Source organism: Pseudoalteromonas sp. SWYJZ12 (assembly GCF_015864395.1).
Classification (GTDB): domain Bacteria; phylum Pseudomonadota; class Gammaproteobacteria; order Enterobacterales; family Alteromonadaceae; genus Pseudoalteromonas; species Pseudoalteromonas arctica.
This window is the reverse complement of the sequence record NZ_JADYXH010000020.1, coordinates 60,005-69,255: the sequence shown is the minus strand read 5'-3', so window position 1 is coordinate 69,255 and position 9,251 is coordinate 60,005. Positions and strand designations below refer to the sequence as shown.

The following is a 9,251-nucleotide window of genomic DNA, read 5'->3' as shown; positions in this document are numbered from 1 at the left end:
TGGAGCGGTACACGAGGCTCGAACTCGTGACCTCGACCTTGGCAAGGTCGCGCTCTACCAACTGAGCTAGTACCGCATTTTATTTATCAGTTATTTGAATTAACACATGATGATTTATGTGAACATTCAGGTAACTGATTAATTACCGTTTTGTTTATCTCGGGGGCTATGCCCTCTCAACACGGACGCATTCTACAGAGATTATTAAACGCGTCAATACAAAAAATGCTAGTTTTGAACTGTTTGCTTGTTTTTTATCTAAAACGGTGCGTTATTATACATTTAGAGTTAATTTTTAGTCAATTCACCCCATGCTGCACGTAAATATTGCATCATAGAACTCAAGGTTAAAAAGGTCGCAATGTACAGTAGTCCAAAACTTAAATAGTTCATCCACGTATCATATTGCCAAATCAAACCGATAATGGCTAACATTTGTGCAGCCGTCTTTATTTTACCCATATTTGATACAGCTACATTACCACGCTTACCCTGCTCTGCCATCCATTCACGAAGTGCAGATATGATAATTTCACGGCTTATTATAATAAGAGCAGGTATTGTCATATACATTGACTGGTACTGATCAGATAACGCTACAAGTGCAGCACATACCATTACTTTGTCAGCAACAGGATCTAAAAAAGCACCAAAAGGAGTTGATTGCTCAAGCTTTCTTGCCAAATAACCGTCTAATATATCGGTGATCGATGCAAGCCAAAAAATAAAGGCGGCAGCAAAAAAAGCCCAGCTATAAGGCAAATAAAATATCACCAAAAAAACGGGGATAAGAAAAAGTCTAAATGTTGTGAGTGTGTTTGGAATATTCCACATAACTACTTGGATATGTCTTTTTTGCTATATTCGCATGTAGGGCTAGCCCTTGTCATGCAAATGGTTAAATATCTTCTCAGCCATGTCAGGGCTGATCCCAGGAACTTTCTTTAACTGTTCTATATTAGCAGCTTTTACACCCTGCATGCCCCCTAAATATTTTAATAATGTTTGGCGACGCTTAGAACCTACTCCATTTATTTCTTCTAGTAGTGATTGTGTACGTTGTTTTTGTCGTTTATTACGATGCCCTGCAATAGCAAAACGGTGAGACTCATCACGTATATGCTGAATCAAATGAAGCGCAGGCGCATCTGAATCCATCGGAATGGTTTTGCGTCCACCATCAATCAATAGTGTTTCAAGACCGGGTTTACGACTCGTTCCTTTTGCAACACCGACTAATAAAGGCATTTTAGTGTGCGGCCAATTAGAAAAGTACTGCTCAGCGCGCCCTAACTGCCCCTTACCGCCATCAATAAAGATAACGTCTGGAATTTTGTCTTCGTCTACTAACTTGTTATAGCGCTTGTTAAGTGCAAATTCCATTGCAGCATAATCATCGCCACCTGTAATACCTGTTACGTTGTAGCGCCTATACTCTTTTGTATTTGGGCCTTGTGAGTCAAATACAACACAACTTGCAACGGTGTTCTCCCCCATGGTGTGGCTTATATCAAAACACTCCATTCGGGTAATATCGTCAAGTCGCAGTGTTGCTTTTAATTGTGCATAACGTTTATTAATAGAGTCTTGGGTACTTTGTTTAACCGCAATACTGTTTAATGCATTTTTATTGGCCAGTTGTAAGTATTGCGCACGCTCACCACGAGTGACCACTTTAAGGATTACTTTGCGCTCACTTATTTGTGTAAGCGCTTCGCCGAGTGCCCCGCTCTCTTCTATTTCAAACGGTAATATGATTTCTTTTGCAATACGCCCTGTTGCTCCTGGCGCTAAATAGTACTGTCCTAAAAATGAAGTCAATATTTCTTGCTCACTCGAATCTTTAGGTACTTTTGGAAAATAGGTTTTACTACCCAGTACTTTATGATCGCGGATCATTAATAAATGAATGCTATTTAACCCGTTTAAATGCGCAAAACCGACAACATCCATTTCTGCAAAGTTACCAGAAATAGACTGTTGCTCCTGCATTTTACGAAGTAGCATTATTTGGTCGCGAACTTTTGCCGCCAATTCAAAGTTTAATTGCAGGCTGGCTGCTTCCATTTTTTTTATTAAATCAGCAATAACTTCGTGAGATTTACCCGTTAAAAATTTACGAACATAGTCAACTTGCTCACTGTAATCATCATCAGTTACTTTATTTACACATGGAGCTGAGCAACGTTTAAGTTGATATTGCAGACACGGGCGACTTCTTGCGCGGTAATAAGCATCTTCACATTGACGAACAGGAAATATTTTTTGCATTAAGCGCAAGCTTTCAGATACCGCTCCTGCGCTTGGGAAAGGCCCAAAGTACTCGCCCTTAATTTTACGACTGCCACGATGAAATGCTAAACGAGGGTGTTTATGGCTAGTGAGTAAAATATAGGGGTACGACTTATCGTCACGTAATAATATGTTGTACCGAGGCTGATATTTTTTTATTAGATTATTTTCTAGCAGCAGCGCTTCGGTTTCAGTATTGGTGAGGGTGACTTCAATGTTACAAATATTACTCACTAAAACGCGTGTTTTGCTATCGGTAATGTTACTTCTAAAGTAACTGCTCACACGCTTTTTTAGATGCTTTGCTTTACCAACATAAATAACTTGGTTGTCACTATCAAGCATGCGGTATACGCCCGGCTCACTTGATAGCGTTTTGAGAAAATGTACGTGATCGAATTCAGACATAAATTATAGTTAGTACGAAACGTCTATATCAATCATTTTATGACGAATAGCTAAATGGGTAAGCTCAACATCACCACCTACATTTAACTTTTCAAACATACGGTAACGATAGCTATTTACTGTTTTAGAGCTTAGATTTAAGCGTTCAGCTATATTTTGTGCTTTTTCACCTTTGGTGATCATAAGCATAATTTGCAGTTCGCGCTCAGATAAACTCTGAAAAGGGTTTTCATCTGTGCGGCCTGTCACTTGTGCAAGCGCTATCTGCTGTGCAATTTCAGGTGCAATGTAACGCTGACCAGCATGAACACAACGAATGGCACGAACCATTTCGTCAGAGCCTGCACCTTTAGTTAAAAAGCCATGTGCACCAATTTGCATTACCTTGCTCGGAAACGGGTCTTCACAATTAACAGTAAGCACAATAATTTTTACATCTGGGCAGTAACGACAAATCTTTTTAGTCGCTTCTAATCCGCCCATGCCTGGCATATTCATATCCATTAATACTATGTTTGGCGCATGCTGACGACAAAACTGTACAGCCTCTTCGCCAGTTTTAGCTTCGCCAATTACTTTAAACCCTCGTACGTCATCAAGAATACGCTTGATTCCTGTTCGTACAAGTTCATGGTCATCAACTAAAAGTACATTAATCAATGGAACATCCTCACTTACCTAACAACATGCAATTTAATTAAATTAATTTGCCACAGTAACATACATAAAGCGAAACAATAATTAATATTATTGCCTCGCTCTAATAGTTTAAGATGACGATTTTTCGCTAAATCTGTCAACCCATAACGCAATGATACCATCACCCGTTACATTACACGCAGTACCAAAGCTATCTTGTGCTAAATAAAGTGCAATCATTAATGCAACAGCACCTTCATTAAACCCAAGCATGCTTGTTAATAAACCAAGCGCCGACATGACTGCACCACCTGGAGCACCCGGTGCTGCGATCATTACTACACCTAACATCATAATAAACGGTAGCATACCCATTAATGAAGGAACTTCCATGCTTGGCGATAAAAACATAACAGCCATTGCACAGGTTACTATAGTGATAGTTGAGCCAGATAAGTGAATAGTCGCGCAAAGTGGCACTGTAAAGTTAGCTACATCTTCTTTAACGTTATTTGCTTTACTTGATTGAAGCGATACTGGAATCGTTGCTGCACTTGACATAGTACCTAACGCTGTAAAGTAAGCTGGTAGCATATTTTTAACTAATTCGATTGGATTACGTTTTAACAATATACCTGTCACTATATATAAAACGCTTAACCATAACCAATGCATAACAAGCGCTGCAATTAGTACTACACCAAATGTTTGCAACGTATCTACCACAGTGCCTGCCACCGTCATTTCGGCAAATACGCCAGCAATGTAAAATGGTAAAGCTGGAATAATTACTTTCGATAATAACCCGTCCACTACATCACGACCCTGATCAGACACCTTTTTAAGCGTATCAAGTTCTAGTTGGCTCATGCCTATACCAAATACAAAAGCAGTCACTAATGCGGTCATTACACCCATCAGAGGTGGAATTTCTAAATCAATAAAACTACCTATTTCAGTAGCAACTTCTGCTTCAAATGTAATGCCACCACTTAAAAAAGGTATAACAGCACTTACTAATAAAAATGCAAGCGTACCTGCAATAATGGTAGAGCTGTAAGCAAACCCTACTGTTTTACCAAGTAAGTGACCAGACCCTTTTGGTAGGCCAGCAATACCCGATGCAATAAAAAATAAAATGATAAGAGGGATGGTAAAGGAGATAATTTGACCAATCAGCTCTTTTACTGTAAATAAAAGTTCAACACCAGTTATAGGTACATATAGTCCGACTAAGATACCGGCCACAATACCGGCAATTAATTTTAAGATTAACTTCATTGTGATTGCTTAATTGAATTTAGATACGTGTTTTTATCATGTTTTAGACGCATTGTGTGATAAAACTATTCAAGTTACATTCATGTGCGCAAATAACGAACAAATACAGCTTAATCTAGAGCTCTTTTGAACATTTTTTGACTAAACGAGTTTTTACTCTTTAAATCTCAAATTAAGCCCGCACCTACAATAACTAAAGCACCGTTAATAATTGATTTTTATTTCGACTGGTTATAAGCCCAATAAATATATGTTATAGCCAAACTTTACTTTAGTTTTTTTAAACTCACAGTAAAGTGTGTATGTATAGTTAGTAGCAAAGGCTATTAGCACGTTGATCAGATTGTATCCAAAGGAACATTATGTCTACTATTTTTGAAGATAACTCACTAACTATTGGTAATACGCCGCTAGTAAAACTTAACCGTGTTACGGGTGGGAATGTATACGCTAAAGTTGAATCTCGTAATCCAAGCTTTAGTATCAAATGCCGTATTGGTGCATCAATGATTTGGGAAGCTGAAAAGTCAGGTCAGCTTGTTGAAGGTAAAGAACTTATAGAGCCAACATCAGGTAACACTGGTATTGCACTTGCATTTGTTGCAGCTGCACGTGGTTACAAGTTAACGCTTACTATGCCAAACACCATGAGCCTAGAACGTCGCAAGCTATTAAAAGCATTAGGTGCAAATCTAGTACTTACTGACGGTGCTAAAGGTATGAATGGCGCAATTGAAAAAGCAAAAGAAATTCAAGCAACAGCACCTGATAAGTATATTTTATTACAACAATTCGAAAACCCTGCAAATCCTAAAATTCACTTTGAAACAACAGGCCCAGAAATTTACGATGCACTTGACGGCAAAGTAGACTTTTTTGTAGCCGGCGTAGGTACTGGTGGTACTATTACAGGTGTTAGCCGTTACCTTAAAACAGAAAAAGGTCTAAACGTTAAATCTATTGCTGTTGAACCAACTAACTCTCCAGTCATTAGCCAAACGCTTGCCGGTGAAGAAATTAAACCTGGCCCTCATAAAATCCAAGGCATTGGTGCAGGCTTTATCCCTGGCAACTTAGATATGGACTTAATTGATGGTGCCGAGCTTGTATCTAACGAAGACGCAATTGCAATGGCGCATCAGTTAATGAAAAAAGAAGGTATTTTAGTCGGTATTTCGTCAGGTGCCGCGGTTGTTGCAGCTAAGCGAATTGCTGAAAAACCTGAAAACGCAGATAAAAATATTGTTGTTATCCTACCTAGTGCAACTGAGCGTTACTTATCAAGCCCAATGTTTGATGAAGAATTTAGTGAGCAAGAGCTAGTACAATAAGTAATTTTAAGATTTTTAAAAGGATGCTTTAGGCATCCTTTTTTATTATTTATTATCCAATTTTCTATTTATTGCCCCCCATACCTTTACATCTTCCTAGATAAACCACACACTTTAAAAAAACTAATTAATAATAACTAATATGAAAAAAATCACGAGTTTATTAAGTTTGGTTATCTGTTTATTTTTATCAGCCTGTGGAGACGATACCAAAACACTTGGCGACACTCCTGGCGATACAGCAACCGCTTATTTTGATGCGCTTTATAACCAGCAAGACCTTCAAAAAGCCAGCACCATGGCAACACCCAATCTTACGCGCATCATGAAATCCTACGGCACTGCAAAACAGTTTTCCCGTAACTTAGTAAATATGCAATATGATGAAGTAACCATTGAAGTTGATATGACCAATATGAGCATCCGTGAACAATACGGTGATAACGCCAAAATAAACCTTATTTTTACCGGCTATTTAAATGGTGATAAAATTGACGAAATGCGCAGTGTAAAAATGCTTCGTAAAAAGGGCAAATGGTACATAGATAAAATAGTTGCCGACCCTTACGCTCGTTAAAATAAATGAATTAAACATAAAAAGGCCTTACATTTGTAAGGCCTTTTTCGCTTTAGCTAGGGCGTGTTGATCTTTGTGGATTGAAGTTTGTTCAATCTAGGGGCGATTTAATCGCGGCGCGAGGTTTGTAACCTAGTGGGCTAAGTAAAAACCGAGCAACAAAGAGTTAATCGTCCCTAGAAAGAACCCAAAGGGCAGCGCATGTTTGGCATTTATGCTGCGTTATCGCCTATTTATGGGGAATAACCACACTACATAGGCTCTGCCTTGCCTAAAAACCAAACAGTCTGCTGCAAATTCAACCACGAAGGGTCGATACGCCCTAGTATTTAAAGTACTGCGCTACAGCTCACCTGGTTGAAAATTATCAACTGCAATGGCTTTCTTTCGTAACTTATTAGCGTGATGCATTGCATCAGCATCCGTTTGCTCTAATAACTTATTTTCAAGCGCATAATTTATAGCACCTTCAATATCAAGCGTTGCAGGCACACTGCCCTTACGCTGCCATTGTTTTAGATCTTTAAACTGCGCTTGCATATCATGCATAGCTAAAAATGCGCTTTCCATGACCCCTGTACCTGCATTTTCATCTACATAACATAAATGCGTTAAGCGGTTTCTAAATACACCCGGTTGAGTCATACGCTCACAAATACTTTGTGCTATTTCATCACTTGGTCTGTGGTAATGATTTCCAAGCGGGAAGACGATACGTTTAAGGGTAAAATTAACAACCGGATTTGAAAAGTTTTTAAAGAAGCCATTAAACGCTTGGCCAATTTCAAATAATGAGTTCTCAATAGCATATTTTACAAATGGTAAATCAGCTTGTTGGCGCCCTTCGTCTTCATAACGTTTTAAAACAGTTGATGCTAAGTACAAATGACTTAATACATCACCCAAACGTGCCGATATCATTTCTTTTCGTTTAAGCTCACCGCCAAGCATTAACATAGCCACGTCTGTGCAAATAGCTAAGCCTCGGCTCATTCTGCTCAGTTGCTTATAATAAACAGCCGTTTCACCACCTACAGGCGCTTTAGCAAAATAACTACGTGTTAAGCCATGCACAAATGCCATACCTGCATTACTTGCTGCAAATATTATATGGTTCATTAATAAACCATCAAATTGTTCAAGTGCTGCGTCGTCATCTTCCATTGCAGCGGCTTCCATTTCTTTTAAAACAAATGGATGACAGCGTGTTGCACCTTGGCCAAATATCATTAAGTTACGCGTTAAAATATTCGCGCCTTCAACCGTAATTGATACTGGAATACCCATATAGCCATGCGCCAAATAGTTATTAGGCCCTACTTGAATTCCTTTACCTGAATGAATATCCATTGCATCGTTCATTACCGTACGACCCATTTCAGTCATATGGTATTTAGCAATCGCGGTTACAACCGACGGGCTTAATTTTAAATCAATCGCACCTGCGGTCATTAATCTGCACGACTCAAGTGTGTAAGTTAAACCACCAATACGTGCAAGTGCCTCTTGAACACCTTCAAACTGCCCTATAGATACACCAAACTGCTGGCGTACCATGGCGTATGCCGATGTCATTTTTGAAGCTAAATGTCCAGTTGCTGCACTTAATGCCGGTAGTGATATACCACGCCCTGCACTTAAACACTCAACAAGCATTCTCCAGCCACGCCCTGCACACTCTTGCCCACCAATGATCCAGTCCAGTGGTATAAATACATCTTTACCGTAAGTGGTACCATTCATAAAGGCCATATTAAGCGGATAATGACGCTCACCCGTTTCAACACCCGGATGATCGGTTGGTATTAGTGCACATGTAATGCCTAGCTCTTTCTTATCACCTAATAAAGCATCAGGGTCATACATTTTAAATGCTAAGCCGAGTACAGTAGCCACGGGTGCAAGTGTAATGTAACGCTTTGACCAATTTAAACGCAGGCCCATTACTTGCTCGCCATTGTGCTCACCCATACACACCACGCCTGAATCAGGAATGCTGCCAGCATCAGAGCCCGCCTCTGGTCCCGTTAATGCAAAACAAGGAACATCTGTACCATTAGCTAAACTTGGCAGCCAACGATCTTGCTGCTCTTTAGTACCATAGTGAAGAAGTAACTCGCCCGGACCTAAGCTATTAGGCACCATAACAGTGACTGCGGCTGTTAAGCTTTTAGTCGAAATTTTTGACACTATCGTTGAATTAGCAATTGCCGAGAACTCACGACCGCCAAATTTTTCAGGAATGATCAGCGCAAAAAAACCTTCTGTTTTTAGGTAATCCCACACTTCTTTTGGTAAGTCTTTGTCTTTTTGTACAATTTGATAATCATCAAGCATCGCCAATAAGGTTTCTACTTGGTTAGCCATAAATGCGTTTTCTTTATCGCTAAGCTCTGGTTTAGGAAAGCGGTGCAGTTTTTGCCAGTCTGGGTTACCACTAAATAACTCACCATCCCACCAAACATCACCTGCTTCCATCGCCTCTCGCTCTGTTTGCGATAATGGCGGAAGCACCTTTTTGAACATTTTAAACGTAGGACGAGTAATCAAGTTTAGGCGAATATCTTTAACCGCAAAAATTACCACCACCACGACCAGCAATATTATAAATATTAACATGCGCACATTCCTTACACATTGAATGAAAATAGTAACTTAATTATGACCCATCTTAATTTAAATACAATCATTGCACGACGAGTCGTGAGCCTTAACGCATTCAT

Annotated in this window: 7 protein-coding genes and 1 tRNA gene; 2 read left to right on the top strand and 6 right to left on the bottom strand. The window is 39.4% G+C overall.

Translation table 11 applies throughout. The features are described 5' to 3' along the window. The 5 genes from I6F42_RS17020 to I6F42_RS17000 all read right to left on the bottom strand — a co-directional run bounded on the left by I6F42_RS17020 (position 1) and on the right by I6F42_RS17000 (position 4,620). A tRNA-Gly gene (locus I6F42_RS17020) sits at positions 1 to 76 on the bottom strand. A 212-nt stretch (positions 77 to 288) separates the two neighbouring features. Continuing rightward, complete coding sequence (pgsA, locus tag I6F42_RS17015) at positions 289 to 834, bottom strand: CDP-diacylglycerol--glycerol-3-phosphate 3-phosphatidyltransferase (RefSeq protein ID WP_032827134.1); 546 nt, start codon at positions 832 to 834, stop codon at positions 289 to 291. A 42-nt stretch (positions 835 to 876) separates the two neighbouring features. Then, the gene (gene uvrC, locus I6F42_RS17010; protein WP_197152878.1) at positions 877 to 2,700 is read right to left on the bottom strand and encodes an excinuclease ABC subunit UvrC; all 1,824 of its coding nucleotides are present in this window, start codon (positions 2,698 to 2,700) and stop codon (positions 877 to 879) included. Positions 2,701 to 2,709: 9 nt separating this feature from the next. Continuing rightward, positions 2,710 to 3,360: a UvrY/SirA/GacA family response regulator transcription factor gene (gene uvrY, locus I6F42_RS17005; RefSeq protein ID WP_002963136.1), complete on the bottom strand. Its 651-nt coding sequence runs from the start codon at positions 3,358 to 3,360 to the stop codon at positions 2,710 to 2,712. 108 nt (positions 3,361 to 3,468) lie between these two features. Beyond that, a complete protein-coding gene (locus I6F42_RS17000; protein WP_169061067.1) occupies positions 3,469 to 4,620 on the bottom strand; it encodes a dicarboxylate/amino acid:cation symporter in 1,152 nt (383 codons plus the stop codon). A gap of 362 nt (positions 4,621 to 4,982) precedes the next feature. Here I6F42_RS17000 and cysK point away from each other — a divergent pair, with 362 nt between their 5' ends. Further along, the gene (gene cysK / locus I6F42_RS16995) at positions 4,983 to 5,951 is read left to right on the top strand and encodes a cysteine synthase A (RefSeq protein ID WP_024608071.1); all 969 of its coding nucleotides are present in this window, start codon (positions 4,983 to 4,985) and stop codon (positions 5,949 to 5,951) included. A 142-nt stretch (positions 5,952 to 6,093) separates the two neighbouring features. Then, a complete protein-coding gene (locus tag I6F42_RS16990; protein ID WP_007587009.1) occupies positions 6,094 to 6,528 on the top strand; it encodes a hypothetical protein in 435 nt (144 codons plus the stop codon). Positions 6,529 to 6,870: 342 nt separating this feature from the next. Here the strand turns inward: I6F42_RS16990 and I6F42_RS16985 are convergent, their stop codons facing one another. Further along, positions 6,871 to 9,147, bottom strand: coding sequence for an acyl-CoA dehydrogenase (locus I6F42_RS16985; RefSeq protein ID WP_197152877.1), 2,277 nt, complete (start codon positions 9,145 to 9,147; stop codon positions 6,871 to 6,873). Positions 9,148 to 9,251: the final 104 nt, after the last annotated feature.